Source organism: Citricoccus nitrophenolicus, assembly GCF_047305825.1.
Classification (GTDB): Bacteria; Actinomycetota; Actinomycetes; order Actinomycetales; family Micrococcaceae; genus Citricoccus; species Citricoccus nitrophenolicus.
On sequence record NZ_CP063070.1, the window covers coordinates 1,319,246 to 1,345,023 of the forward strand.

Annotated in this window: 22 protein-coding genes, 1 tRNA gene and 1 riboswitch; of the genes, 10 read left to right on the forward strand and 13 right to left on the reverse strand. The window is 70.4% G+C overall.

Going from position 1 to position 25,778, the window contains the following annotated elements:
* Positions 1-12: 12 nt before the first annotated feature.
* The 3 genes from IMT31_RS06075 to IMT31_RS06085 are packed head-to-tail and all read right to left on the reverse strand — an operon-like array spanning position 13 to position 3,198.
* Complete coding sequence (locus IMT31_RS06075; protein WP_413544092.1) at positions 13-876, reverse strand: energy-coupling factor transporter transmembrane component T family protein; 864 nt, start codon at positions 874-876, stop codon at positions 13-15.
* Positions 873-2,507, reverse strand: coding sequence for an ABC transporter ATP-binding protein (locus IMT31_RS06080; RefSeq protein WP_413544093.1), 1,635 nt, complete (start codon positions 2,505-2,507; stop codon positions 873-875). The genes IMT31_RS06075 and IMT31_RS06080 overlap by 4 nt, the downstream gene beginning before the upstream one ends.
* Positions 2,508-2,511: 4 nt before the next feature.
* On the reverse strand, positions 2,512-3,198 hold the full coding sequence (locus IMT31_RS06085; protein WP_345360123.1) for an ECF transporter S component: 687 nt from the start codon (positions 3,196-3,198) through the stop codon (positions 2,512-2,514).
* Between the two features lie 90 nt (positions 3,199-3,288).
* Positions 3,289-3,394, reverse strand: a riboswitch (TPP riboswitch).
* Positions 3,395-3,515: 121 nt separating this feature from the next.
* On the opposite strand from IMT31_RS06085, the gene IMT31_RS06090 reads away from it, so the two are divergent.
* A complete protein-coding gene (locus tag IMT31_RS06090; RefSeq protein ID WP_345360120.1) occupies positions 3,516-3,797 on the forward strand; it encodes a DUF4235 domain-containing protein in 282 nt (93 codons plus the stop codon).
* A 59-nt stretch (positions 3,798-3,856) separates the two neighbouring features.
* Here IMT31_RS06090 and mnhG read toward each other — a convergent pair whose 3' ends face one another.
* The 7 genes from mnhG to IMT31_RS06125 all read right to left on the reverse strand — a co-directional run bounded on the left by mnhG (position 3,857) and on the right by IMT31_RS06125 (position 12,484).
* Positions 3,857-4,303, reverse strand: coding sequence for a monovalent cation/H(+) antiporter subunit G (mnhG, locus tag IMT31_RS06095; RefSeq protein WP_413544094.1), 447 nt, complete (start codon positions 4,301-4,303; stop codon positions 3,857-3,859).
* Positions 4,296-4,583 carry a monovalent cation/H+ antiporter complex subunit F gene (locus IMT31_RS06100; protein WP_413544095.1) on the reverse strand — a complete coding sequence of 96 codons (288 nt, stop codon included), beginning with the start codon at positions 4,581-4,583 and terminating at the stop codon, positions 4,296-4,298. Before IMT31_RS06100 ends, mnhG begins: the two co-directional genes overlap by 8 nt.
* Positions 4,580-5,224, reverse strand: coding sequence for a Na+/H+ antiporter subunit E (locus IMT31_RS06105; RefSeq protein ID WP_413544096.1), 645 nt, complete (start codon positions 5,222-5,224; stop codon positions 4,580-4,582). Before IMT31_RS06105 ends, IMT31_RS06100 begins: the two co-directional genes overlap by 4 nt.
* Positions 5,221-7,020 carry a Na+/H+ antiporter subunit D gene (locus tag IMT31_RS06110; protein WP_413544097.1) on the reverse strand — a complete coding sequence of 600 codons (1,800 nt, stop codon included), beginning with the start codon at positions 7,018-7,020 and terminating at the stop codon, positions 5,221-5,223. The genes IMT31_RS06105 and IMT31_RS06110 overlap by 4 nt, the downstream gene beginning before the upstream one ends.
* Entirely contained in the window at positions 7,020-7,829 is an 810-nt protein-coding gene (locus IMT31_RS06115; protein WP_413544098.1) for a Na(+)/H(+) antiporter subunit C, read from the reverse strand. Before IMT31_RS06115 ends, IMT31_RS06110 begins: the two co-directional genes overlap by 1 nt.
* On the reverse strand, positions 7,826-10,969 hold the full coding sequence (locus IMT31_RS06120) for a Na+/H+ antiporter subunit A (RefSeq protein WP_413544099.1): 3,144 nt from the start codon (positions 10,967-10,969) through the stop codon (positions 7,826-7,828). Before IMT31_RS06120 ends, IMT31_RS06115 begins: the two co-directional genes overlap by 4 nt.
* A 195-nt stretch (positions 10,970-11,164) precedes the next feature.
* Positions 11,165-12,484, reverse strand: a complete 1,320-nt coding sequence (locus IMT31_RS06125) for an MFS transporter (RefSeq protein ID WP_413544100.1) — start codon at positions 12,482-12,484, stop codon at positions 11,165-11,167.
* A 194-nt stretch (positions 12,485-12,678) separates the two neighbouring features.
* Between IMT31_RS06125 and IMT31_RS06130 the strand changes: the two genes are divergently transcribed.
* Positions 12,679-13,665 (forward strand): endonuclease domain-containing protein, encoded by a 987-nt coding sequence (locus IMT31_RS06130; protein WP_413544101.1) that lies wholly within the window; start codon positions 12,679-12,681, stop codon positions 13,663-13,665.
* Positions 13,666-13,738: 73 nt separating this feature from the next.
* Here IMT31_RS06130 and dcd read toward each other — a convergent pair whose 3' ends face one another.
* A complete protein-coding gene (gene dcd, locus IMT31_RS06135; RefSeq protein ID WP_345360096.1) occupies positions 13,739-14,320 on the reverse strand; it encodes a dCTP deaminase in 582 nt (193 codons plus the stop codon).
* Positions 14,321-14,415: 95 nt separating this feature from the next.
* Here dcd and IMT31_RS06140 point away from each other — a divergent pair.
* From IMT31_RS06140 to IMT31_RS06165, 6 genes are all read left to right on the forward strand, one after another.
* A tRNA-Gly gene (locus IMT31_RS06140) sits at positions 14,416-14,486 on the forward strand.
* A 78-nt stretch (positions 14,487-14,564) separates the two neighbouring features.
* A complete protein-coding gene (locus tag IMT31_RS06145) occupies positions 14,565-15,587 on the forward strand; it encodes an AEC family transporter (protein WP_413544102.1) in 1,023 nt (340 codons plus the stop codon).
* 34 nt (positions 15,588-15,621) lie between these two features.
* Complete coding sequence (locus tag IMT31_RS06150) at positions 15,622-17,337, forward strand: helicase HerA-like domain-containing protein (RefSeq protein ID WP_413544103.1); 1,716 nt, start codon at positions 15,622-15,624, stop codon at positions 17,335-17,337.
* Positions 17,330-18,448: a hypothetical protein gene (locus tag IMT31_RS06155; protein WP_413544104.1), complete on the forward strand. Its 1,119-nt coding sequence runs from the start codon at positions 17,330-17,332 to the stop codon at positions 18,446-18,448. Before IMT31_RS06150 ends, IMT31_RS06155 begins: the two co-directional genes overlap by 8 nt.
* A 184-nt stretch (positions 18,449-18,632) precedes the next feature.
* A complete protein-coding gene (locus IMT31_RS06160) occupies positions 18,633-19,946 on the forward strand; it encodes a glycine cleavage T C-terminal barrel domain-containing protein (protein ID WP_413544105.1) in 1,314 nt (437 codons plus the stop codon).
* 69 nt (positions 19,947-20,015) lie between these two features.
* Positions 20,016-20,837, forward strand: a complete 822-nt coding sequence (locus IMT31_RS06165; RefSeq protein ID WP_413544377.1) for an IclR family transcriptional regulator — start codon at positions 20,016-20,018, stop codon at positions 20,835-20,837.
* Positions 20,838-20,880: 43 nt separating this feature from the next.
* Here IMT31_RS06165 and IMT31_RS06170 read toward each other — a convergent pair whose 3' ends face one another.
* Both IMT31_RS06170 and IMT31_RS06175 read right to left on the reverse strand, forming a co-directional pair.
* Complete coding sequence (locus tag IMT31_RS06170) at positions 20,881-21,357, reverse strand: flavodoxin domain-containing protein (protein WP_345360081.1); 477 nt, start codon at positions 21,355-21,357, stop codon at positions 20,881-20,883.
* A 47-nt stretch (positions 21,358-21,404) separates the two neighbouring features.
* Positions 21,405-23,519 carry an NHL domain-containing thioredoxin family protein gene (locus IMT31_RS06175; RefSeq protein WP_413544106.1) on the reverse strand — a complete coding sequence of 705 codons (2,115 nt, stop codon included), beginning with the start codon at positions 23,517-23,519 and terminating at the stop codon, positions 21,405-21,407.
* Positions 23,520-23,754: 235 nt separating this feature from the next.
* Here IMT31_RS06175 and IMT31_RS06180 point away from each other — a divergent pair, with 235 nt between their 5' ends.
* Together IMT31_RS06180 and IMT31_RS06185 are read left to right on the forward strand one after the other, a co-directional pair.
* Positions 23,755-24,513, forward strand: a complete 759-nt coding sequence (locus IMT31_RS06180; RefSeq protein WP_413544107.1) for a GntR family transcriptional regulator — start codon at positions 23,755-23,757, stop codon at positions 24,511-24,513.
* Positions 24,510-25,775 (forward strand): MFS transporter, encoded by a 1,266-nt coding sequence (locus tag IMT31_RS06185; RefSeq protein WP_413544108.1) that lies wholly within the window; start codon positions 24,510-24,512, stop codon positions 25,773-25,775. The genes IMT31_RS06180 and IMT31_RS06185 overlap by 4 nt, the downstream gene beginning before the upstream one ends.
* Positions 25,776-25,778: the final 3 nt, after the last annotated feature.

Consider the following 25,778-nt stretch of genomic DNA (forward strand, 5'->3'; position numbering starts at 1 on the left):
GGGACTCGGGGCTCACGCCCAGACGAGGTTGAACGCTCCGCTGGCCACGGACAGACCCACCGCCAGCGCAGCCAACCCGAAGCCGCCGAGCACCACCCAGAGGTCCACGGCGGCGAACCGCGATTCCCGAGCCCAGGTGCGCTCCCCGGCACCGAAGCCACGAGCCTCCATGGTCACGGCGAGTCTGGTGGCGCGGCGGATGGCCTGCACCATGAGCCCGAACACCTGCCCCAACCAGGTGCCCAGACGCCGGAACGGGTTGCCACCGGCCCCCACGCCGCGGGCCCGGCGGGCCTGCCCCAGGGTTCGCCACTCCTCCGTCAGCACGCCCAGCAGCCGGAAGGCGGCAAGCGAGCCGAGCACGAACCGGGCGGGCAGCCGAAGCCGCTGGGAGAGCGCGTCGGCCAGGTCGGTGGGGTCCGTGGTGATGAAGACCATCACCCCGGGCAGCGCCACGGCGAGGATGCGCAGTCCGGTGGCCAGGCCGGCGAGCACGGAACCCTCGGAGAGGGTCACGGGTCCGGCCGCCAGCAGCACGGCGCCGGAGTCCTCCCCCACCAGCGCGGTGCCCCAGGCGGAGACGAGGGCGGCAGCCACCAGGACCCAGGCACGGCGGAGGAACTCACCCACGCGGATCCCCGAGAGTGGCAGCAGGGCCACGGCCGCCAGCAGCACGATCCCGGACGAGACCCAGTCCATGGTGGCCACGAGCACCGCGGTCACCGGCAGCAGCGCCGCAAGCTTGGCCAGGGGGTTGGCGCGGTCGAACACGGAGACGGCCACGGGACGCGAGGGCGCCCCCGGGCCACCTTCCGGGCCCGGCAGACCAGCCCTCTCTGCCCGGAAGGCGCTGGGCGCGGGGCGCGGCCCGATCATGCGGCGGCCTCCAGCCGTACCGTGCGGGCCTGCAGCGCGGCGGCGAAGTCCCGGTCATGCGTCACGGCGACCACCGAGCGTCCCTCGGCCACGATCCCGCGCAGCAGTCCCACCAGGACGGCCCACGTGGTGGCGTCCTGGCCGAAGGTCGGCTCGTCCAGGAACACCACCTCCGGACCGGCCGCCAGCACCGTGGCCACGGAGAGCCGGCGCTTCTCCCCGCCCGAGAGCGTGAAGGGATTGACCTCGGCCAGTGCGGTGAGCCGCAGCGCGCCCAGCAGGGACTCGGCCCGCTCAGCGGCCTGATCGTCCGTGAAGAGCCGCCGCCCGGTCTGCGGGTCGCGGGCGTGCCGGGGCCCGAACAGCAACTCGTCCCTGACCGTGGTGGCCACGAACTGGTGCTCGGGCTCCTGGAACACGGTGCCGATCCGGCTGACCAGGTCCGCCGCCTTCCACCGGTACGGGTCCTCGGGCAGCCGCACGCCGTGCTCCCCCCTGAGCCTCGTCCCCGCCGTGAGCGAGCCCGCATGGGACGGGATGAGCCCGGCCAGGGTCAGCAGCAGCGTGGACTTCCCGGACCCGTTCGCCCCCGTCACCACCACGGCCTCGCCGGCCTCCAAGGTCAGGTCCAGACCCTGCTGGACCGGTGCCGGCGCCGGAGAGAAGCGGCGGCGCCATCCGGTACGCAGGGGTTCCCGTGAGACGGACAGCCCCCTCGCGCTCAGCAGGCGGCGGGCTGACCGCGCATCGGAACCGGCCGCCGTCGTGCCCTCCTGCCGCAACTGGAGGTCAGATGCGGCCCGATCTCCGGCGGATTCGTCCCCGGAATGGGCCGGATTCGACCTCCAGTTGCGAGGGGTCGAGGGGGGCACGCGGCCGGGCACCCAGACGCCTGCGGCGGCCAGCCCGTCCCGAACCTCGCCGGGCGCCAGCAACTCCTCCGGGGTGCCGTCATGGCTGATGCCGCCGCCGGGCTCCAGCACGAGCAGACGGTCCACGTGGTCGGCCCAGACGGAGAGCCGATGCTCCACCACCACGAGGGTGGCACCGGTGCGCTCAGCCACGGCCAGCACGGCGTCCCGCACCTCGATCACGCCCGCGGGATCCAGGTTGGCCGTCGGCTCGTCCAGCAGGATGACCGGCGGCCGCATGGCCAGGATCCCGGCCAGGGCCAGACGCTGCTTCTGTCCGCCGGAGAGCCTGGAGGTGTCCCGCCACAGGGCGATCCCCTCCCCCTCCCCAAGACCCACGGCGTCCAGGGCGTCCCGGACCCGGTCCCAGGTCTCCTCCCGCGGGACCTGCAGGTTCTCGGCTCCGAAGGCGGCGTCATCCCCCACCCGGGACAGGATGACCTGCGTCTCCGGGTCCTGTTGCACCAGACCCGCGTGGCCACGCAGTTCCCGCGTGGGGACGCCGTCCACCAGCAGCCGGCCGGTCTCCTCGGACTCGTCGGCGGGATCCAGCACACCGGCCAGGGCATACAGCACGGTGGACTTGCCGGCTCCGGAGGGCCCTGCCAGCAGCACCTTCTGCCCGGCCGGAACCGTCAGGTCGAGACCGGCGACGGCGGCCGTGGGCCTCCCCGCGTGCCGCCAGCCCCAGCCCTCGGCCGTGATGCGAGCTCCGGTCACCGGCTCAGACCACCGGCTCCTGATGGGCCCGGCGGGACGGCAGGGCGGACAGGGCCCCCGTTGCGGCCAGCCCGCGCGTGGCCAACCAGGACAGCAGCCCCGCGATGACGATCCCGGAGACCCCCACGAGGCCCACGTAGATGAACTTCCAGTCCAGGGTGTACTCGGGGAACCAGTTGAAGACGAAGGCGTCATTGACCCCACCGAGGATCCCCGTCAGCAGGCCGGCCAGCAGGGCCACGGGCAACGTGAAGCGGCGGTACAGGAAGACCAGCAGGATCAGTTCGGCGCCCAGACCCTGGACCAGGCCGGAGGCCAGCACGGTCAGTCCGAACTGGGAGCCCAACAGTGCGGAGACCGTGGCGGCCACCAGCTCGGTGAACAGCGCCGCGCCGGGGCGGCGGATGATGAGCCCACCGAGCACAGCCGGGAACAGCCACATGCCCGCCACGAGGGCGGAGGAGGGCGGGAAGGCCGCGAACGCCGGGCCGATTCCGGCGTAGACCAGGTTCCAGGCCCAGAAGATCACGCCGGAGGCCACCGCGATGACGGCGGCCACCACGATGTCGACGACGCGCCAGGAGCGGCCGGCCGGTGCCTTCACCGTGCCGGGGGTGCCGGCTGCCGCGGGAGTCGGCGGGCCGTCGTCGTGCCCGGGGGTGGGGGTATGAGTGGTGTTGGTGATGCCCATGATGTTCCTCCTCAAGGATCCAAGGAGGGGGATGGAACAGGACGCCGCGGTGACCCGTTGACCGGGCCCACTGGACGGCGTCCCGATGGTCCATCGGAGAACTCGACTTCCTTCGCCGGTGCTAGCCGGAGCAGGTTCGAGGGTCTGCGCGTGCGCGCACTCTCAGCACCGAGGCGGTGCTCCCCTGTCGTTCACAGTGTCGGTCCAGCATAGTGCACCCGCGGGGCGGGGCCGAAAGCAGCGCGCGGGCGTGACCATGGAGCGGTTAGGCTGGCACCGACCACCGAATATCGTCCCGGAGTTCTGGAGGAACCAGCGTGAACAACCTCGTGGAAAAGCTCATCGCCACCGGCATCACCATTGGCGGAGGCATCGTCGGCGCCAAGCTGGTGGAGTTCGGTTGGAAGGCGGTCACCGGCCATGACGCCCCGAAGGACCTGGACGACACCGAGGAGCACCTCGTCAGCGCCATCTCCTTCGCGGTGATCTCCGCGGGAATCTCCGCGATCATCAAGGTCACCTCCAAGCGCGGCGCCAACGCGGCCGTCAAACGGATCCAGGCTCGCTCCACCTCCAAGGCAGGCGTCGGCGAGGTCTGATCCGCACCCCCACCGGCGGGTGGGGCACGACGCCGGCCGCCGGGCTTCCGCGGCGGGTGTCAGTCCCGGCCGTGGATGTCGCTCGGGTCCTCCTGAGGCACGTTCCGCTGATCCACCACGGAGGCGGCGGGACGGCCCGCGTCATCCTGACGGGCCACCACGTTCGCGAGCTCGTCCACGTAGAGGTACTCCGGCCGCAGGTGCTTGGTGCGGTAGCCCGCCCGGCCCACCAGGTGCGCCGAGACCGGGGCCGTGAGCATCTGCAACACCCAGGCCAGCAACAGCACCGGAACCCAGACCCAGGCGCGCCCGGCGAACGCCAGGGCCATGAGCACCAGCAGCAGGCCGAGCACCTGCGGCTTGGTGCCCGCGTGCATCCGGGAGAGCTGGTCAGGGAACCGGAACAGGCCGATCCCGGCCACGGTGGACATCAGGGCGCCGAGGACCAGCAGCACGGCGGCGACACCGTCCAAGACGGTGTCCAGGGAGATTCCGGTCTCAGACATGTTCGCTCGGCTCCTTCTTCGATTCCGCCACGAACCGGGACAGCGTCACCGAACCCACGAACCCGATCACCGAGGCCACCACCACGAACACCACGTTGTCCGTGTGGTGGTGCACGGCCATCTCCACGCACAGCGCGGAGGAGATGACGATCAACAGCACGTCCGTGGCGATGGCCCGGTCCAGGATCGAGGGTCCGCGCACGATCCGGTAGATCGCGGCCAGGGCCCCCGCCCCCAGCAGCACGATGCAGACGATTCCCGCCCATTCCAACAGCGTCATGCGCGCTCACTCCCCTCTGGATCCGGGACCGCCACGTCCCGGCGAACCAGCTCCAGGTCCGCCCGGCTGCCGATGGCCCGGATGATGGCGGCCTCGGTGCGCAGTGCCTGTTGGCGGAAGTACTCGACCGCCTCGGCGTTCCCCACGTTGAGGCAGTGCAGGAACAGGGTTGAACTGGGCCGGTCCACGTCGATCACGAGGGAGCCGGGCACCAGCGCCAGGGCATGACCCGTCAGGGTGACGATCAGGTCATCGTGGCTGCGCAACGGCACGGCCACCACGGAGTTGACGATCCGCGGGCCCTTCGTGATGGCGTCCCACGCCACCGAGATGGACGCGGTCACCACGTGCCACAGGAACCGGACCGTGAACACCAGGGCGTGCCAGGGGTTGAAGCGGTCCGCGAAGTTCACCCGCGGCAACCGGTAGAACCACAGGATCAGCGTGGAGAACAGGACGCCGGCCAGCAGCACCCCCGGGGAGAAGTCCTGCCAGAGGGCGCCCCACGTGAGGGTCAGCCCGAGCAGGATGGGCCACTGGCTCCAAAAGGAACGCTGGTTGTCCGAGTTGTCCGGGCTGGTCTGGGTAGCCGGGCCGGCCGACCTGTCCTGGCCGGATGGGCCGGTCTGGTCCGCGCTCATGGCCGCCCTCCTTCCGTGGCGCCGAAGGCTCCGGTCCCGGCCTCCGTGGGGGCCTGACCCGGTTGCCCGGCCGCGTCCCGTGGCTGCGAGCCGGTGTTGTGCCCCTCGGAGTCACCGCCGATGGAGTCCAGCACGCCCGGGCCGGAGTTCTCCTGTTCCGGGGAGATGATGCCACGATCCTCGAGTCCGCCCACGTCCTGCAGGGCCTGCTCGGCGGCCTCCGGGCCCAGTACGGCCTCGATGTACGGGGTGCGGGTCAGCATGTCCGTGGCAGCGCGGTCCGAGAAGGCGTAGAGCGGCCCGGCGAACACGGTGAAGGCCAGGCCGAGCGCCACGAGCCCCACGGTCGGATAGGCCATGCCGCGGGCGGGCCCCTTGGCGAAGGTGGACGGCCGGGGCTTGCCGTCACGGCGCGCCTCGGCGTGCTCGAGGGCCAGGACCAGCTTGGCCGGCGGGTGCTCCACGTCCTCCACCCGGCGCCAGAAGGAACGCGTCCACACGCGGACCATGACCAGCAGGGTCAGCAGGGAGGTCACCACGGACCCGGCCACCAGGACCCAGACCAGGGGCTCGTCCATGGCCGCACCGGCCTGGATGAGGCCCACCTTGGCCAGGAATCCGGAGAACGGCGGGATGCCGCCGAGGTTCATGGCGGGGATGAAGAACAGGATCGCGATCACCGGCGAGATGCGGGCGAGTCCACCCAGACGGTCGATGTTGGCGGACCCGGCCCGTTGCTCGATCAGCCCCGTCACGAGGAACAGCCCGGTCTGCACGGTGATGTGGTGCACCACGTAGAACACCGTGGCCCCCAGGCCCAGGATGCTGGACATCCCCACACCGAAGATCATGAAGCCGATGTGGGAGACCAGCGTGAAGGAGAGCACACGTTTGATGTCGTTCTGCGCCAGTGCCCCGAGGATGCCGACGATCATCGTCAGCAACGCCACCCAGAGCAGCAGCGCATTCACCCGGTCTCCCGGGAACAGCAGCGTCTCGGTGCGGATGATGGCGTAGACGCCCACCTTGGTCAGCAGCCCGGCGAACACGGCGGTCACCGGCGCGGGGGCGGTGGGGTACGAGTCGGGCAGCCAGAAGGACAGCGGGAACACGGCGGCCTTGATGCCGAAGCCCACGAGCAGCATCACGTGCAGCACCATCTGCACGTCCGGGTCCAGTTCCGCGAGCTTCACCGCCAGGTCAGCCATGTTCACGGTTCCCGTGGCGCCGTAGATCATGGCGATGGCGATCAGGAAGATCACCGAGGAGATCACCGAGACCACCACATAGGTCACGCCGGCGCGCACCCGTGGCCCGGTCCCGCCCAGGGTCAGCAGCACGTAGGAGGCCGTCAGCAGGATCTCGAAGCCCACGTACAGGTTGAACAGGTCCCCGGCCAGGAACGCGTTGGAGACGCCCGCCACCAGGATGAGGAACGTGGGGTGGAAGATCGAGACCGGGCCGCCCTGGTCCTGGTCCGTGATGCCCTGGGCCGAGGCGTAGATCAGCACGGCCAGCACGATCGCCGAGGAGATCACCAGCATCAGGGCCGAGAACCGGTCCACCACCATGGTGATGCCCCAGGGGGCCTCCCAGCCGCCGAGGAACACCGCCACCGCCCCTGTGTCCCACGTGCTGGCCAGCAGCACGCACTCCAGCAGAAGGGTCAGCGTGATGGTGGTGACCGTGACCGCGATCTGGGCCTTGGGCCGGCGGACCAGCACGAAGGCCAGGGCGGAGCCGAGGATCGGCAGCAGGACGGCCAGCGGGGCGAGGGAGACGATCTCGAAGTCCATCACTCACCACCCTTCTGGCCCGGGTTGTCCGTGTTGGCCGGGTTGTCCGTGTTGGCCGGGTTGTCCGTGTTGGCCGGGTTGTCCGTGCTGCCCGAATCGTCTGGTGTGCCCGGGTTGTCCGGTGTGCCCGATCTGCGAGCCCGGGGACGGGATCGGGGACTGCCGGAGCGTTCATCCTCGTCCGGCAGGTGATCGTCATGGCCCTGGGAGCCCACGGGGTGTTCGCCCTCCTCCGGGTCATGCCGCTGCTTCTGCCGGCCGGTGCCCGGCAGATGCCGGTTCGCGTCCGCCTTGACCTTGACCGTTCCGTCCGCCCGGTGCCGGACCGGCATGGAGCCCGTGGAGGGATTGATGGCGGTGGCGTGCTCGTAATCCGCGTTGGGGTCCTCGTCCTCCTCCAGGAACTCCGAGGGCTCCTCCAACAGCTCGGCGTCCTCCTCCGCGTCGAAGGAGGGCCGTTCGGCCACCTTGACGTCCTCGGTGTCCACCAGGACCTCGTCCCGGCGGCCCAGCTTCCAGGACCGGTAGATCATGCCCAGCATGAAGGCCGTGATGGCGAAGGAGATGACGATCGAGGTCAGCGTCAGGGCCTGCGGCAACGGATCCGTGTACGCGCTCGGATCCACCCCGTCCTCCACCAGGGGAGCCTGGCCGGGCGCACCGGCCACGGTGACGATCAGCAGGTTCGTGGCGTTGGCCATCAGGATCACGCCGAACAGCACCCGGGTCAGAGTCCGCTCCAGCAGCAGGTAGATCCCCCCGGCGTACATCACGCCCATGACGAGCAGCAGCAACAGGTTCACGCTCATGAGGTCACCGCCCCGGTTCCGCCGCTGCGGCCGGTCCCTCCGGACCCCAGTGCCGCAGCGCGTGCCTCACGACGGCGGCGCTCGGCCTCGGTCTGGGCCGTCGCCTCGGCCTCGGAGCGGCGGTCCACCTCGGAGCCGAGGGACCGCAGCACGTCGATGACCAGGCCCACCACCACGAGGTAGACACCGATGTCGAAGATCGTGGAGGTGACGAACTTGAGGTCCCCGAACACCGGCAGCCAGAACTCGATGATGGCGGACTGGAACACCTGGCCGCCGAAGAACAGCGGGGCCATGCCCGTCAGGGCGGCCAGCGCGAGGCCGGAGCCCAGCAGCACGCCGGCCGGGATGGGCATGGCCTGCTCGAGCTCGTAGCGCCCGCCGGCCAGATACCGGATGGTCAGGGCCAGTCCGGCGATCAGACCGCCTGCGAATCCGCCGCCGGGGGTGTTGTGTCCGGCCAGCAGCAGATAGATGGACAGCAGGATGATCACGTGGAACACCAGGCGGGTGACCACCTCGAAGATGATGGAGCGGCGCTCCGGTGCCACGGTGCGTCCCGCCACGAGCCACTGGTCCTCGTCCACGATCGCGAACTTGCGCACGGCGGCCAACTCGCGGCTCTCCTGCGCTCCCCGGGGGCTGTAACGGCCCACGGACCCGGAGGCCACGGCGTCCAGGTCCCCGGTGCGCCGGTCCCGGTGCTGGATGAAGATCAGCGAGGCCACGCCGGTGGCCGCGGCGGCCAGCACGGTGATCTCACCGAAGGTGTCCCAGGCACGGACGTCCACGAGCAGCACGTTGACGATGTTGGAGCCCCCGCCCTCCTCATACGCCAGCCGCGGCATCTCCAGCGAGATGGGGTCCGCCACCCGGGATGCCATGGCGGTCACGGCCACGGCGATCATGACCAGTCCGAAGAGGATGCCGAGCACCGCGTGGGCCCAGCGGATGTTGGTGCGGTCCCGGGTGTACCAGCCGGCCGGCAGCACACGCAGCCCGAGCACCATCGCCACCAGGACGATGGACTCCACGAGCAGCTGGGTCAGCGCCAGGTCAGGGGCGCCCTGGAGGGCGAAGATCGCGGCCAGTCCGTAGCCGGTGACGGAGACCAGCAGCACGGCCATGAAGCGCTTGCGGGCCCGGATCGCGGCGATCGTCCCCGTGACCATCGCGGCGCCGATGAGCACCTGGGCCACGGAATCGGCCCACGTCCAGTTCGCGTTGCCCAGGACCGCGGAAGCCAGCCCCGCGCCGCCGTCGTTCTCCTGGGGGAAGACCAGGGCCAGCAGGGGGGCGAGGAAGGCGACCGCCAGGATGATGAACAGGTAGAAGCTCAGCGAGCCGCGCTGGGTGCGGCCGGTGACCCAGACGGCCACGTCATCCAGGATCCTCAGGGTGTAGCGGTACAGGCGTTGGGCATCCACCCAGGAGGGCACGGCCTCCTGGACGCGGGCCACCCGGTCCCTGACGAGGTAGAGCAGTATGCCGAGCGCCACCACGGCCGCGGAGAGGCCGAGCACGGGGGTGAACCCGTGCCACAGGGCCAGGTACGCGGCCTCCGCCCCCGGTTCCAGCGGCTCCATCGAGGCGCCGAAGACCACCGGGAGGGCATCGACGGCACCGGGAATGAGGGCGAACACCACGCCGGCCAGCGCCAGCAGGGCGGAGGGGCCCAGGGCGCCGAGGGTGACCGGGCCGTGGAAGTGCGTGTCCGCGACCATCTTCAGCTCGCCGTCCGTGCGGACCCTCTTGGTGGCGAAGGCGCCCCAGACGAACCGTGCGGAGTAGGCCACGGTCAGGACGGATCCGAGGGACACGACCACGAGTGGGGTCCAGGCCCACAGGGTGGACCACAGCCCGGTGCCGCTGCCGTGCTCGGCCCACTGGAGCATCGACTCCAGGACCGACTCCTTGGCCACGAAGCCGAAGAGCGGCGGGATGCCGGCCATGGAGGCCGTGCAGAGGATGGCCGTGGCGGCGAGCCAGGGATGGTTGCGGCCGATCCGGGAGAGTTTGGCGAGATCACGGGTGCCCGCCTCATGGTCGATGATGCCGACGACCATGAACAGGGGGGCCTTGAACAGCGCGTGGGCCACGAGCATGGCCAGCCCCGCCATGGCGGCATCCTGGTTGCCCAGTCCGTTGGCCACCAGGAGGAAGCCCAGCTGGGAGACCGTGCCATAGGCCAGGATCAACTTGATGTCCGTCTGGCGCAGCGCCCTCCAGCCACCCACGAGCATGGTCCACAGGCCCACGCCGAGCACGAGCGCCTGCCACCAGCCCGACTCGGCGAAGGCCGGGGCCAGGCGGGCCACCAGGTAGATGCCGGCCTTGACCATGGCGGCGGCATGCAGGTAGGCCGAGACCGGGGTCGGGGCGGCCATGGCGGCCGGAAGCCAGAAGTGGAACGGAATCTGGGCCGACTTGGACAGGGCACCGACGAGCACGAGCACGATCGCCGATTCCATGAAGGTGCCGCCCAACGGCCCGGACATCAGCTCCGGTCCGCGGGCCACGATCTCCGAGAGCTGGTAGGTGCCGGCGGCCTGGCCCAGCATGACGAGGCCCACCAGCATGGCCAGCCCACCGAACGTCGTCACGATCAGCGCCTGGATGGCGGAACGGCGCGCGAAGATGCGGTGGGCCGAGTAGCCGATCAGCAGGAAGGACAGCACCGAGGTCAGTTCCCAGAAGGTGTAGAGGACCAGGAGGTCATCCGTGGTGACGAGCCCGAACATGGCGCCGGCGAAGGCCAGCAGCTGGGCGCCGAAGGCTGCGTTGCGGGGTTCGTTGTTCTGGAAGTAGCGCGCACAGTAGGCGAGCACGAGGGCGCCGACGCCGAGCACGATCAGCCCCATGAAGGTGGCGAGGGCGTCCATCCTGAAGGAGAGCTCGATCCCCAGGTCCGGTATCCACTCGAAGGTCTGCACGAGCCCACCCGGCTCGGCACCGGCCGGCGTGGCCCCTGAGTTCACCGCCTGCTGCGCCTCGAGGACGGCCGGCAACCGGGTCAGGAGCCAGAGGAAACCGGCGGCCGGCACCGCGGCCAGGACGTAGAAGGCGTTGCGTTGAGCCACGCGGAAGATCAAGGGGGCCACGAGTGCCACTGCAAAGAGAGCAATAAGCACAGTCAACACGTGGCGGCCTCCAGCTTCAGGGTGGGGGGTCCGTTATAGCCTACCGCCCGCACCAGCCCTTGACTGACGCATTGTGCTGATGGCGTCATGGGAGAGCCGCCGGGAATACCGGGATCCCCGTCACGGTTGTTCGAAGGTTGACCTCCGAAGTCCGAGGGCCCTCATGGCATTCAGGCGGGTTGCTTCAGGAGGGCGTCAGGAAAGAGTCTCGACCTTCGGATCCCGCACCCGGATCAGCAGGAGCATTCCCGCGATCAGCACCAACAGGATCGCCGGCACCATGTACCGGGAATCCCCCGTGAGGGCCACCGCCACCGAGATCAGCGCCGGGGCCAGGAAGGACACCGCCCGGCCGGTGGTGGCGTACAGGCCATAGATCTCCCCGGCCCGCTCCTCCGTGGTCAACCGGCCCAGGAAGGAGCGGGAGGCGGACTGGACCGGGCCCACGAAGAAGCAGAGGGTCAGGCCGAAGACCCAGAACGCCGTGGTCCCGTTCAGGAAGAAGACCACGGAGGCCGTGACGATGAGGCCGATCAGCGAGGCCATGATGACGCGCTTGGGGCCGATCCGGTCGTCGATCCAGCCGCCGAGGAAGGAGCCCGCGGCGGCCACCACGTTGGCGGCGATCCCGAAGATCAGCACATCGGCCGCATCCACCCCGTAGACCGTGGTGCCCAGGATGGCCCCGTAGGTGAAGATGGCACCCACCCCGTCCCGGAACACTGCGGAGGAGACCAGGAACCAGAAGGTGTTGCGCTCGTGCCGCCACAGCCCGGCGATGGTCCGGAGCAGCTGACGGTAGGAGTCCAGGATGCTCCGGCGCTCCTCAGCCGCGGAGTTGGCCCGGTGTTCCGGGACGGACAGCAGCACCGGCAGCGCGAAGACCAGGAACCACCCCGCCGCGAAGAGTGCCACCACCCGGATGTTCAGCGCCTCCTCGTTGGTGACCCCGAACCAGTGGGTGTCCCCGGCGATGAAGCCCACGTAGAGCAGGAGCAGCAGGAAGATCCCGCCCGTGTATCCCGCACCCCAGCCCAGCCCGGAGACCTTTCCGATGGTCTTCCGCGTGGCCACCTGAAGCATCATGGCGTTGTAGTTGACCTCGGCGAACTCGAAGGCCACATTGCCGGCGGCGATGAGCACGACGCCCAGGAGCAGGCTGGACTCCTCGGGGGTGACGAGGAAGCACAGCGCCGTCAGGAGGATGACCACCCCGGTGTTGAGCCCCAGCCACAGCTTGCGCCGGCCACCGGCATCGGCCCGCTGCCCGATGATCGGTGCCGTGAGGGCGATGACCAGGCCACCGATGGCGTTGGCCGCGGTCAGCCACTGGGTGCCGCGGTCATCCGGCCCGAAGGACTCCGAGGCGAGGTAGGTGCCGAAGACGAACGTCACCATGACCGCATTGAAGGAGGCCGAACCCCAGTCCCACAGGGCCCATGCCGCGACGTGCTTGCGGTTCAACGGACGGTCGAGGGGGCCGGCGTCGGGCGACGCCACCGGAGGGGTGCTCATGCGGGCATGGTACTGGCCCGGGACGGCGGGCCGGTGAACGCACGGTCCGTCAGCATCAAATGCTGGATCCGGTGGGGGTGTTCGCGCACATACCCCTACACGATTCAGCAACTGATGAAGCAGCCCCACGGCCGTTATCCACAATTTGGCGGCGGGCGGCCCCACGGGTCGGTGAGGCGAGCCAGCATGGAGCCGTGTCCCATCGAAAACCCCTGCCCGAGCCGCTGCTCCGGCAGCCCTTCACGCTGGCCGAGGCGAGGCGCCTGGGCGTCAGCCGGGACCGGTTCCTGGCCGCGGACATCGTGCGCCTGGGCTGGGGACTGTACGCGGCGGAGGGGACCGACCTCGGGTGGCCGTCCGGCCACGAGCCGCCGTCCCACGGCCTCGGACAGCTGGCCCTGGCCGCCCTGCTGAAGCGGTTCCCGGGAACCGTGCTGTCCCACGCCACGGCCGCCCACGTGTTCAAGCTCCCCGTCCCGGCAGTCGTGGCGGCGGATCAGACCGTCCACCTCACCTGGTTCAACGCGACCGGCTCCGTCCAACGAAAGGGCATCACGGCCCACCGCTCCCCGTTGGCGGTCCAGGACCGGATGGGCCATCTGCGACTGGCCCTGACCACGCCCGCCCGGGTCTGGCTGGACCTCGCGCCCGCCCTCACCGCCAGCGAACTCGTCGTCCTCGGAGATGCCGTCGTCAACCGGCCCTATCGGGGAGGACAGCGTCTGGACGGATGGGAGACCCTGGACGGACTGTCCGCCACCCTGGAACGTGCCGGGTCGGTCAAGGGTGTCCGCACCGCCCGACTCGCCCTGGCCAGGTGCCGTGTTGGAGCTGACTCCCGTCCCGAGACGCTGGCCCGCCTGGCTCTGGTGGATGCCGGCCTGCCCGAGCCCGTGACCCAGCTCCAGGGTGACCCCGCCGACCGCTACTCCCCTGCGGCGGACCTCGGGTACCGGCAGTTGAGGATCGCCATCCAGTACGACGGCAAGCACCACCGCACCAAGGCACAGCAGGCCTCCGATGCCCGCCGGGACGCCTGGTTCCAGGAGCGGGGCTGGCTGGTCGTCCGGCTGACCGCCGAGGACCTCGCCAACGGCTTCACCCGGTTGATCGGCATCGTGCAGCGCCGGCTCGCCGCCGCGGCATCCAGCATCGAAGCCACATCATCCGACATCAGTTGATGGATCACGTGGGGGTGTTGGCCGAAACACCCCCACCGGATCCGGCAACTGATGTCAGCGAGACAACACCCGCCTACTTCTCGATGACCGTCCGGTGGAAGTTCAGGTGCGAGCGGGACGCGGTGGGCCCGCGCTGACCCTGATAGCGGTTGAGGTAGGGACCGGAGCCGTAGGAGTACTCCGCGGGAGAGGTCAGCCGGAAGAAGCACAGCTGGCCGATCTTGGAGCCGGGCCACAGCTTGATCGGCAGGGTGGCCATGTTGGACAGCTCCAGCGTCACATGCCCGGAGAATCCGGGGTCGATGAAGCCGGCGGTCGAGTGGGTCAGCAGCCCCAACCGCCCCAGCGAGCTCTTGCCCTCCAGCCGCGCGGCCACGTCCTCCGGAAGGGTGACCTGTTCATAGGTGGAGCCCAGCACGAACTCCCCCGGATGCAGGATGAACGGCTCCTCGGGGTCCACCTCCACCAGCCGCGTCAGGTCCTCCTGCGGCTCGGAGGGATCGATGTGCGCGTACTTGTGGTTGTCGAACAGCCGGAAGTACCGGTCGAGGCGGACGTCCACGCTGGAGGGCTGCACCATCTCCCGCACGAGCGGGTCCAGCTGGATTCGCCCGGAGTCGAGTTCGGCCCTGATGTCACGGTCTGAGAGAAGCACCTACCCAAAGTAGCGCAGCCCACAGCCCTGCAACGACCCGCCGCTGATTCCGTGTAAGCTGGATGGCGCGTGACCGGCCGATAGGCTCGTGTCCTGCGGGCGTAGCTCAATGGTAGAGCGCTTGCTTCCCAAGCAAGATACGCGGGTTCGATTCCCGTCGCCCGCTCTCTTTTTTGCCCGGATTCCTGCTCGGACCCTGACGGCCGCAGCCTCCGAGCATGCCGATCCGAGGAGGGGGCCACCGGTGCTGGAGGTCATCTCCGGGTTCACGGTCATCTGGATCATCATCCTCGCCGGGTTCGTGGTCGGCCGCACCGGGGCCCTCGGCCCGCACGCCCAGCCGGTCCTCTCCCGCACCGCCTTCTTCGTGGCCAGCCCCGCCCTGCTCTTCGAGACTCTCGCGGACGCGGACGTGGGACTCGTGTTCGGCCCCCAGCTGTGGGTCGCCGGACTCTCCGCGCTGGTGGCAGCCGGGGTCTACCTCCTGTGCTCCCGGTTCCTGCTCGGCCGCCGCCGCGCGTCCGAGACGATCATCGGCGCCCTGAACTCCTCGATGGTCAACTCGGCCAACCTCGGCATCCCGATCGCCACCTATGTCCTGCATGACGCAGCCCTGGCCGCCCCCGTGCTGATCTTCCAACTGGCGATCTACACGCCCATCTACGTGGCCTCCATGGACGCAGCCACCGCCGCGGAGGCCCGGAGGGACCAGCAGGACGCCACAGGTCAGAAGGGTCCGGGAACCCACGGCGCCGGCCGCCCCCTCCACGGGCGGCGCCCCCTGCGGCGGGCGCGTGGCTTCTTCGCGCTGGTCGGCCGGATCCTCGTCAATCCGATGATCATCGGCTCCGCGATGGGCATCCTGTTCTCGGCGACGGGGTGGAGCTTCCCGGGACCGGTCGACGAGTCCATCGGACTGATCGCCGGCGCGGCCATCCCGTGCATGCTGCTGGCCTTCGGCATCTCCCTGGTCGGATCGAGGCCGCTGGACCGGCGCGAGGGGCGCCGCCGGGACGTGACCCTGGCCTCGGTCATCAAACTGGTGGTGCACCCCGTGCTGGCCTGGGTCCTGGCGGGACCGATCCTCGGCATGGGGGGCGAACAGCTGTTGATCGCGGTGGTGCTGGCCTCCTTGCCGACGGCTCAGAACGTGTTCGTGGCCGCCAACCGCTACGAGTCCGGGGTGGTGGCGTCCAAGGACACGGTCCTGGTCACCACGGTGGTGGCCATCCCCGCCATGATCGCCGTGGCCTTGATCTTCACCTGACGCGGAGGCAGGACCTCGTTCTAGGATGCCTGTCATGAGTGCATCGCAGAACGGCCAGAACGGTCAGCCCACATCAGCCCCCGAGTCCACCGTCCTGCTGGAGTCCATCCGCACCGGCTACCGGGTCGAGGGCGAGTCGATCACCCTGGGCGCAGCCATGGTGGACGGCCAGGTCCATTCCGATGCCCCGGTGCAGCTGCCCCTGGGGATGATGAACCGCCACGGTCTGGTGGCCGGCGCCACTGGTACGGGCAAGACCGTGACCCTGCAGGTGATGGCCGAGCAGCTCTCCAACGCGGGGGTTCCGGTGTTCCTGGCAGACATCAAGGGCGACCTCTCCGGTCTGGCCACGGCCGGCACCGCGAGCGAGAAGCTCACCGAGCGCACCACGCAGACCGGCATGGACTGGCAGTCGAAGGCCTCACCGGTGGAGTTCCTGGCCCTGGGCGGGGACGGGCAGGGCATCCCGGTCCGCGCCACCGTGGACTCGTTCGGCCCGCTGCTGCTCTCCCGGATCATGGACCTCAACGAGACACAGGAGTCCTGCCTGACCCTGATGTTCCACTGGGCGGATGAGCGCGAGCTGCCCCTCGACGACCTCAAGGACCTGCGGGCCGTGGTCACGCATCTGACCTCGGAGGAGGGCAAGGCCGAGCTGAAGGGACTCGGTGGGGTATCGACCGCCACTGCCAACGTCATCCTGCGCGAGGTCACCACCCTGGCCGCCGGTGGCATGGACCGGTTCTTCGGCGTGCCTGAGTTCGACACGGCCGAGTTGCTCCGCCAGGCGCCGGACGGCCGCGGCGTCATCTCCTGCCTCGAGCTGCCCACCCTGCAGCAGCAGCCCCTGCTCTTCTCCACCTTCATGATCTGGCTCCTGGCGGACCTGTTCGCCGAGCTGCCCGAGGTGGGTGACGCGGAGAAGCCGAAGCTCGTGTTCTTCCTCGATGAGGCCCACCTGATCTTCAACGACGCCTCGGACGCCTTCCTGGACACCATCAAGACCACGGTGCGGCTGATCCGCTCCAAGGGCGTGGGCATCTTCTTCGTCACCCAGTCCCCGCAGGACGTCCCGGAGGACGTGCTCGGCCAGCTGGCCAACCGCGTGCAGCATGCCCTGCGAGCCTTCACGCCGAAGGACGCCAAGGCACTGAAGCAGACGGTCCAGACCTTCCCCCACACCTCCTACGACCTGGAGAAGATCCTCACCTCCGCCGGGACCGGCGAGGCAGTGGTCACGGTGATGGACGAGGACGGCTCCCCCACCCCGGTGGCCTTGACCCGCATGTGGTCCCCGCAGTCCACCATGGGCCCGTCCTCCCCTGAGGTGCTGGACGCCGCTGTGGCCGGGTCCGCACTACTGGAGGCCTACGGCCAGGCCCAGGACCGCGAGTCGGCCCACGAGCGCCTCACGGGCGCGGGCACCCCGAACACCGCGCACGACGCCGGCCCGGCCGGCTCTGCTCCAGGCTCACCGGACGCTCCGGTGCCGACCGGTGGCTCGGTGGCGACCCAGACGCCGGCCACCGGCCAGTCCCAGCAGGACGTGGACGCAGAGGCCTCCCGGATCGAGACCGAGATCCTGGATCAGGACGCCCCGGACCAGGACCGCCGGGCCGAGCGGAACCCGGCGGCCGACGTCGTGCAGGATCTGGCCCGGACCGCCGCGACGGCCTTCGGCCGGTCCGTGGTCCGCTCCATCTTCGGGACCAAGCGGCGCGGGCGACGCTCCGGTGGACTCTTTGGCTGAGCCCGGCCGACGCGGCAGAGCCCCGTGGTGGTGGGGCGGAGGCGCCGTCCTGGCACTGGCGGCCGGCGGGATCGCCATCGGCACGGCGAATGCCACGGTCTACTCCCCTGAAGCCCAGGTGCAGGACTACCTGGACGCGCTGGCCGCCGGCGAGGGCGGCACGGCGATGTCCCTCGCATCCTCCGGTGCCGAGGCCGGGCTTCCGGCCGGGACCGCCACGAGCCTGCTCCAGGGTGAAGCCCTGCAGACCGGCATGGCGGCCCTCGGCGAGCTCACGGTGACCCGCGGCGCCGATGCCCCGGACGGCCGGTCCACCGAGGTGTCAGTCGGCTACGCGGTGGATGGGAGGCAGCACAGCACCACCTTCTCGGTGGAGAAGGCCGGCCGGGACTGGCTGTTCTTCGATCGCTGGCGAATGGCTGCCGTGCCCGTCCAGACCGTGCAGGTGGATCCGGTGAATCTGCCGACGGAGGCGGCGTCCGGTCCGGTGACTGCGGCGGTCAACGGCGTGCAGGCCCCCCTGGCTTCGGCGGAGAGCCCGGGCGGCACGGACGGTGACGGCGGCACGGACGGTGACGACGGAGGCGGCGCGCGGACAGGCCAGGGCTTCGCCGTGCTGCCCCCACTCGTGGTGGACGCGACGTTCGAGAGCACGTACCTGGCGGCGGATCCAGCCCGGCTGGTGGTGGAACAGGCGGTTCCCGCGGAGCCGGCCGAGCCTGCGGTGCTGGAGTTGGCCATGCAGTACACGGATGCCGTGTCCGGGGAGGTCAACCGCCAGCTGGAGTCCTACCTGACCGGGTGCACCGAGCAGAAGGTCCTGCAGCCGGCCGGGTGCCCCATGGGCTATGACACCGTGAACCGGATCCCCCCGGACACGATCGAGTGGTCCGTGACCGGCGATCTCCAGGCCACCGTGGTCCCCCTGCCCGCCGAGGGCGAGGACGCCACCGTGGTGGATCCGGTGGAGGCGCACGCGGACCTGACGCTGCAGGAGATCGACCTCGTGACCGGCGAACGGCTCCCTGTGGAGCACCGCGATCCCTTCACCCTCGAGGCGGATCTGGACGTCACGGCCGAGACCGTGACGCTCACGCCCAGGGTCCCCTGAACCGGCCGAAATCCTGGGTCCACACCTCTTCCCAAGGGGTGGAGTGCGCCGTTACCGTGACAGCACCAGATGCGCATGACGGAACGTGGTTCATGATGCGCAACTTCTGGAGAGGCTGTTCAGACGTCGTCCCTGCCGCCTTCCTGCCTCTTCCGCCCCACACGCAGCGCCCAGGAGCAGAGCCATGAAGCCCAACCACCCGAACAGCCCCACCGTGGACCAGTCCGACCGCACCGTCCCCATCAACCTGCGCCAGTCCGGCCCCACGCCGGTCCAGATGCTGATCGACACCCGCGTCCGCAAGTCGCCCTACTGGCAGCTCTCCATGGAGGCCGGCTGCTGGCGGGCCTCCGTCTACAACCGCATGTACCACCCCCGCGGCTATGTAGCCCACGAGGACGGCGGCGCGATGGTCGAATACGACGCCCTCGTCAACCACGTGACCCTGTGGAACGTCGCAGTGGAACGTCAGATCCGGGTCAAGGGCCCGCAGGCCGAGGACTTCGTCAACTACGTCATCACCCGGGACGCCACCCGGATCCCGGTGATGCACGCCCGGTACGTCATCCTGTGCAACGAGGAGGGCGGGATCCTCAATGACCCGGTGCTGCTCCGGATCTCCGAGGACGAGTTCTGGTTCAGCCTCTCCGACTCCGATCTGATGCTCTGGCTCCAGGGCGTCAACACGCCCCGGCGCTTCGACGTGGACATCCGCGAGATCGACGTGGCGCCGGTCCAGATCCAGGGACCGAAGTCCGTGGACCTGATGGCCGACCTCTTCGGCCCGGAGGTCCGCGAGGTGCCCTCTTACGGTCTGATGTCCGGAACCGTGGAGGGGCGTGAGGTGATCGTCTCCCAGACCGGGTTCTCCGGGGAGAAGGGATACGAGATCTATCTCCATGACGCCACCCTGCATGCCGAGGTCCTGTGGAATGCGATCCTGCGGGCCGGGGAGCGTCACCAACTGCAGGTCATCGCCCCCGCCCACCACCGGCGGGTGGCCGCGGGCATCCTGTCCTGGGGCCAGGACATGGACCAGGAGACCCTGCCCTTCCAGACCAACCTGGCCTATCAAGTTCCGCGTCACAAGGAGGCCGACTACATCGGCAAGGCCTCGCTCGAGGCGGCGCGTCAGCAGATCGAGGCGGGCACCCCGCCCTTCGCCCTGCAGATGGTGGGGATCCGCATGGGAGGGCAGCGGATCGACGACTACGCCCCGGACTTCTGGCTGATCTCCGCCACCCACGACGGGGACGCCGTCGGCTACGTCACCTCACCGTGGTTCTCCCCGGAACTGGGCCAGAACATCGCCCTGGGCTATGTCCCGCTCGCCATGACATCCCTGGAGACGGAGCTGTGGATCCATGTGCCGGACCGCTACGCGGACGTCATCGGCAGGCCCGTGGCCGGCGAGGTGGTGGAGGTGCCGTTCCGCCCCTCGGTCAATCCGAACCAGCGTGAACGGCTGCGGGGCAAGGGGCAGGACGCCGCCGTGTAGGCCATGGACGGCAGGCACAATGGGAGGGTGACCCCACCGCAGACGCCCTTCGACCCGGCACCGGCCTCCATGGCCCCTGCCGCTCCCGTTGCCGATGCCGGTACTGCCCCGGAGGCTGCCGCCGAGAACGGCGGCTCCCCCGGGGTGCAGTCCGTGGACCGGGCCGCCACCGTGCTGCAGATCCTGGCGCGCGAGGGCCTGGCCGGGGTGAGTGAGATCGCCGCGGAGATGGGGATCCACAAGTCCACCGCCTCCCGGCTGCTCGGCGCCCTGGTGTCCAGGGAGCTCGTGCAACAGGACCACGAGCGGGGCAAGTACCAGTTGGGCTTCGGCATCCTGCGCCTGGCCGCCGCGATCCCGGGGCGGTTGAACCTGGTCCAGGAGGCCGGACCGTACTTGCGGGAGCTGGCCGCGAGCGCCAGGGAGACGGTGAACCTGGCCGTGCTCCGTTCCGGCTACGCGGTCAACGTGGACCAGGCGCGCGGGCCCTCCACCCTGGGCACCCAGGACTGGGTCGGCAGCCTCACCCCGCTGCACGCCACGGCCTCGGGCAAGGTCCTGCTGGCCGCACTCACCGCAGACGAGCGCGGAGCCCTCCTGGGAGGCACCCGCCTGCCGCGGTTCACCTCCCGGACCCTCACCACCCGCGCCCGGCTGGAGGATGAACTGCTCGAGGTGGCCCACGCCGGCTCTGCCACGGCGCGGGAGGAGTATGAGATCGGCCTGGTCTCCCTCGCCGTCCCGGTCCGCGATCACCGCGGCGTGGTGATCGCCGGCATCAGTGTCTCCGGTCCGGAATTCCGCTTCGACCCCAGCGCCCCCGAGGTCCTCGCCGCCCTACAGGACGCCGGCCTGGAGGTCAGCCGGCGTATGGGCTACTCCCCCGCCTGACCGCCCCTCCCAGCGCTCGTGGAGTCCCTCCCGGGCCTGGTGGTCAGTTCGCTCCGCGGGCCGCCAGGGACTTGCCCCAGGACTCGACGGCATCCCAGTTGCGGAAGTCGCCGAACTGCCCCTTGGCCAGCTTGATCAGCATCTTGTCCTTGAAGCCCAGCTTCTCCTCGGTCACCGCGCCACGCAGGTAGGCGGTGTCCCGGGCACCGTAGGCATCCACGACGGCCTGCAGCTTCGGATCCAGCTCGGGGCTGCCGCCGGACACGGCGATGAACAGGGACCTGTCCGCCAGCTCGGCCCGGTGGGTGTCCAGGAAGGCCTTGCCGGCCTTGTCCAGGGAGCCGCCGTACACGGGAAGGGCCACCACCACTGCGTCGACGGTCGCGAGCCACTTCGGCGCGTCCTTGGTGTCCTCCACCACGGTGGTCACACCCTTGTTCACGCGCAGGACCTCGGCGATCCGTTCGGCGATCTCTCGGGTGGAACCGTGCTGGGACGAGGCAACAACCAGGGTGGTCATGGGAATACAGCCGCCTTCGGGTCTATCGGGTGCGGTGCTGGCGTGAGTCAGTGTATCCCGCGCAGGTCGAGGTCCAAGCGCGTCTCGGGAACGACGCCGGCCCCCTCACCCTCCGGGCGCACGTCACCGGCGTGCACCGTCACCGGGATGCCCCAGTCCTGCTGGTACAGGTGGCAGGCCGCATGGTCCGGGATGGGCTGGCCGGCCTCACCGTCGCAGGAGGCTGCGCGCGCCGTGATGTGCAGGACGCCCTCGGGCACGTCCGGGTTGATCCGCAGCGTGCGGCTCAGCCCGGTGGAGGTGCCGTCGCCGCCCAGCAGCAGGTCCTCCGGCGAGGAGGAGATCTTCAGTTGCGTCGGATCCCCCCAGCGGTCGTCGAGCTTCTGTCCCGTGGGCGCGGCGAAGGCCACGGCCAGTTCCAGGTCCCCGGCGGCGATGGCGGTCCGGGGGCGCTGGGTCTGCAGCGCCCCCTCGTCCACCTGCAGGTACTCCTTGGGCACGGCCAACCGAACGAGTTGGTGGGCGTTGGTCTCCACCACCACGATCGAGGCGGGGTTCCCGTCCTCATCCGGCTCCACGAGCACGTCCGAGGGCTCCTTCAGCCCGCGCGCCACGGTGGACACCTCGGCCTCGGTGGCCCGGCCGTCCGCGGCGGTGCCGGCGGGCGCGTACCGGCGGATCGCCCCGTTGTAGGTGTCCGCCACGAGCACGGAGCCGTCCGGCAGCGCGGCCACGCCCAGCGGGTGCTGCAGGCGTGCCTGCTCGGCGGCGCCGTCCCGGAACCCGAAGTCGAACAACCCGGTCCCGACGGCGGAACGCACCGTCCGCCCCGGCGCGCCACCCGCAGTGATCGGACCAGTCGAGTCGGCCGGGACACCCGGCGTGATGGCCCGCAGTGCGGAGGACTCGGAGTCGGCGAGCCACAGCGTGCCGTCGGCGGACTCGGCCAGCCCGGAGGTCTGGGCGAACCAGGCCTCACGGGGTCCGCCGTCCTCGAGGCCCTCGAGCCCGGTGCCGGCGTAGACGGCCAGGTCCCCGGTGCGGGGATCGAAGCTGAAGATCTGGTGGGTGCCGGCCATCGCCACGATCAGGGTGTCCTCGGCGGTGGACCACAATACGTCCCACGGGCTGGACAGGGAGGTCTCCAGCGGGCCCGTGCCGAACGGCTCGAGCGAGACGGTCTCCTCGGGATGCTCCGGGTCCGCGGCCACGCGGGCCCGCTCCGGATCGATCAGCCGCTGCACGCCGTTGCCGGCCAGGGTGGTGACGGTGCCGTCGGCCAGCCGCACGCCGCGCAGGCGGTGGTTGACGGTGTCCGCCACCACCACGTCATAGCCGACCGCCTCGGCCACGGCCTCGGGCAGCAGGGCCAGCCCCTGGGGTTCGTTGAACCGGGAGGTGGCCGGGCCGCCGTCGTCGATGCCCTTGACACCCACCCCCTCGGTGACCCCGCCACCGATGGTCCGCACCACAGTGACGAGGTCCCCGGCCAGCTCCACGAGGCGGTGGTGGCCGGTGTCCGCCACCAGGAAGGTCCCGGGCTGGCTGCCGCGGGCCCCGAGGGCGATGGCCTTGCCGGGGAACTTCAGGTCCCGGGCCACCGGCTCAGGCGGCACATAGGGACCGTCGCCGCGGTGCAGGGTGCCCTTGGCCTCATGCTCGGCCGCGAGCTCGTTGACGAGGGAGGTCAGCCCGGCCACGTGGCCCTCGCCGGAGAGGTGCGCGGCGATGTAGCCCTCGGGGTCCACCACCACCAGGGTGGGCCAGGCACGGGCAGAGTACGCCTGCCAGGTGGTCAGGGTCGGATCGTCCAGCACCGGGTGCTGGACGTCGTAGCGTTCCACGGCGGCGGCGAGCGCGTCCGGGTCCGCCTCGTGGTCGAACTTGGGCGAGTGCACGCCCACCGTCACGAGCACGTCATGGAACTCGGCCTCGAGGGGGCGGAGCTCGTCCAGCACGTGCAGGCAGTTGATGCAGCAGAAGGACCAGAAGTCCAGGATGACGATCTTGCCGCGCAGTCCCTCCAGGTCCAGCGCGTTCCCGCCGGTGTTCAGCCAGTTGCGGCCGACGAGTTCGGAGGCTCGCACCCTTGAGGTCGCGCGGGCGGCGGAGGCTGCTGGGGTGCTCGGATCGGTGACCGGCTGGTCGGCAGGGGTGCTCATGGGCTCCATTCTCATCCGTTGGCTCCGGGCGGCGCCAACCGCTGGCCCGGGTACGTCATACAAGGACAACCGACCCGGGCACTGATCGCATTCCCGTGGACGGCCTCTGGTCGCGGGAGCCTACGCGTCGGGGGCCCGGACGCCAGAGATTCCGGCTCCGCTGAGGACTCCGAGAGGGTGTCCCAGCCACACCACTGATGCATGCATCAATGCATGCAAGGCGTAGGGTGGCCTCATGACCACTTCGGACACCGGCACAGTCTCCGAGCGCATCCTGTTGCCCTGGCATGACCCCGCTCCCCGTTCGATGGCCCTGCGCATCGCCGCCGCGGCCGCCCGGTCGATTGTGGAGGACCGGATCGGGGCCGGTGAGTTGCTCACCGAGGCCCAGCTGGCCGAGGAGGCCGGCGCGAGCCGCACCCCGGCCCGGGAGGCGATGGTCCAGCTGCAGTCCTGGGGGCTCGTCCGGCTGGTTCCCAAGAAGGGTGCCATCGTCACCGCCGTCTCCCCGGCCGAGCGCCGGGACCTCGTGGACCTGCGGGCCACTCTGGAGATCCGCGGCATCCAGCTCGTGGCCGGCTCCGCAGCGGAACGGGGCCGGCTCACCGAGAGACTGCGCTCCAGCCTGTCCGCCCAGCAGTCGGCACTGGAGGCCGGCGACCTGTTGGCGTTCTCCGAGCGGGACGTGGACTTCCACCTGCGGATCGTCGAGGCCGGCGGCAACGCCGTGGTGGCCGAGCTGGCCGCAGCCCTGGGGCCCCGGTTCGCCCGGCTCACCTATCTGGCCGTGAGCGGCGACGGGACGGCCGCGGCACTTTATCGGCGCGAGCACGAGGCACTCATCCGGCCGATCGAGGCCGGTGATGCCCCCGCCTTCGCCGCTGCCGTGCGAGATCACATCGCCGCCGCCCACTTCCCGTCGGCTCCGAGGACGGGGTCTGGAGCAGGATGGGTGTCGGGAGCGGGACCGGCCGCCACGGAGGGCACCCGGTGAGCCGCGTCCGGACGGCCCCATGGCTGCGGGTGGCCCCCGCCGTGTTCCTGCTGGCCTGGGGCGGCAACCACTTCACCCCGCTGCTGCACGTCTACGAGGAGATCGGCCACTACTCGCCCTGGCAGGCCAATCTGCTGCTGGGCATGTACGTTTTCGGTCTGATCCCGGGCCTGCTCGTGGCTGCCGCCGTCTCGGACCGGTATGGGCGGCGTCCGGTACTGGTGGCGGGACTGGCCTCCGGAGCCCTCGGAAGCATCCTGCTCGCCTGCGGACTGGAGTCGATGGGGCTGCTCAGCGTGGGCCGGCTCCTGGCCGGACTCGGGGTGGGTGCGGCCATGTCCGTGGGGGCCAGCTGGATCAAGGAGCTCTCCTCTCCCCCGCACGAGGCCCGGGCTCCGGACGGCGCCGGCGCCCGGCGCCCCTCACTCACCCTGACCCTCGGCTTCGCCCTCGGTGCCGGGGTCACGGGTTCACTGGCCCAGTGGGGGCCTGCACCCGCCCAGACCCCCTATGCCGTCCACCTGGCGCTGACGGTCCTGGCGGCCCTGCCGCTGCTGAGGGCACCGGAGACCCGCGGCACCGCCATGCTCACCCCGGCCTCCGGTGCAGAGGCTCCCGCCTCCACCGCCGGCCCCTGGTGGCAGGACCTGCGCGTCCCCTCGGTCGGCCACCGCCGCTTCACCCGGATCGTGCTGCCCGCCGCGCCCTGGGTGTTCGCCGCCTCGGGCGTGGCCTATGCGGTCGTGCCAGCCGTGGTGGCCCCGAACCTCGGAGAGTGGGCCACGCTCTACGCCACGGTCATGACCGTACTGACGCTCGGCTGCGGGGCGGCGGTCCAGCCCTTCGTCGCCGGGATCGACCGCCGCACCAGGGGCCGCGCCCTGTCCATCGGCCTGGCCCTGATGTCCGCCGGCATGCTGCTGGCCGTGGTGGCCGGCATCCTGCGCGCCCCGGCCTTCGCCCTCCTGGTGGGGGTGGTCCTCGGGTCCGCCTACGGCATCACCGTGGTGTCCGGGCTGGCCCACGTACAGGCCATCGCCGCCCCAGGGGACCTCGCCGGGCTCACGGGCATCTTCTACGCCGTGGCGTATTCGGGCTTCCTGCTGCCCACCCTGCTGGCGGCACTCCTGCCGGTCTCCCCCTACCCGGCCTCCCTGGCCGTGGTGGCGCTGGCCTGCCTCGGGTGCCTGGCCGTGGTGGCCACCAGCCTGGCCCGGCTGCGCCGCGAGGCCGGCCCCGGGCACCCGCAGCCAGAGGGGTAGCCG

Coding starts and splice junctions, on each gene's coding strand:
- IMT31_RS06085 (WP_345360123.1), bottom strand. CDS start 3,198: ATGGGCATCACCAACACCACTCATACCCCCACCCCCGGGCACGACGAC.
- IMT31_RS06075 (WP_413544092.1), bottom strand. CDS start 876: ATGATCGGGCCGCGCCCCGCGCCCAGCGCCTTCCGGGCAGAGAGGGCT.
- IMT31_RS06125 (WP_413544100.1), bottom strand. CDS start 12,484: ATGAGCACCCCTCCGGTGGCGTCGCCCGACGCCGGCCCCCTCGACCGT.
- IMT31_RS06170 (WP_345360081.1), bottom strand. CDS start 21,357: ATGACCACCCTGGTTGTTGCCTCGTCCCAGCACGGTTCCACCCGAGAG.
- IMT31_RS06175 (WP_413544106.1), bottom strand. CDS start 23,519: ATGAGCACCCCTGCCGACCAGCCGGTCACCGATCCGAGCACCCCAGCA.
- IMT31_RS06115 (WP_413544098.1), bottom strand. CDS start 7,829: ATGAGCGTGAACCTGTTGCTGCTGCTCGTCATGGGCGTGATGTACGCC.
- IMT31_RS06105 (WP_413544096.1), bottom strand. CDS start 5,224: ATGAGCGCGGACCAGACCGGCCCATCCGGCCAGGACAGGTCGGCCGGC.
- IMT31_RS06160 (WP_413544105.1), top strand. CDS start 18,633: ATGAAGCCCAACCACCCGAACAGCCCCACCGTGGACCAGTCCGACCGC.
- IMT31_RS06180 (WP_413544107.1), top strand. CDS start 23,755: ATGACCACTTCGGACACCGGCACAGTCTCCGAGCGCATCCTGTTGCCC.
- IMT31_RS06100 (WP_413544095.1), bottom strand. CDS start 4,583: ATGACGCTGTTGGAATGGGCGGGAATCGTCTGCATCGTGCTGCTGGGG.
- mnhG (WP_413544094.1), bottom strand. CDS start 4,303: ATGTCTGAGACCGGAATCTCCCTGGACACCGTCTTGGACGGTGTCGCC.
- IMT31_RS06110 (WP_413544097.1), bottom strand. CDS start 7,020: ATGGACTTCGAGATCGTCTCCCTCGCCCCGCTGGCCGTCCTGCTGCCG.
- IMT31_RS06150 (WP_413544103.1), top strand. CDS start 15,622: ATGAGTGCATCGCAGAACGGCCAGAACGGTCAGCCCACATCAGCCCCC.
- IMT31_RS06165 (WP_413544377.1), top strand. CDS start 20,016: ATGGCCCCTGCCGCTCCCGTTGCCGATGCCGGTACTGCCCCGGAGGCT.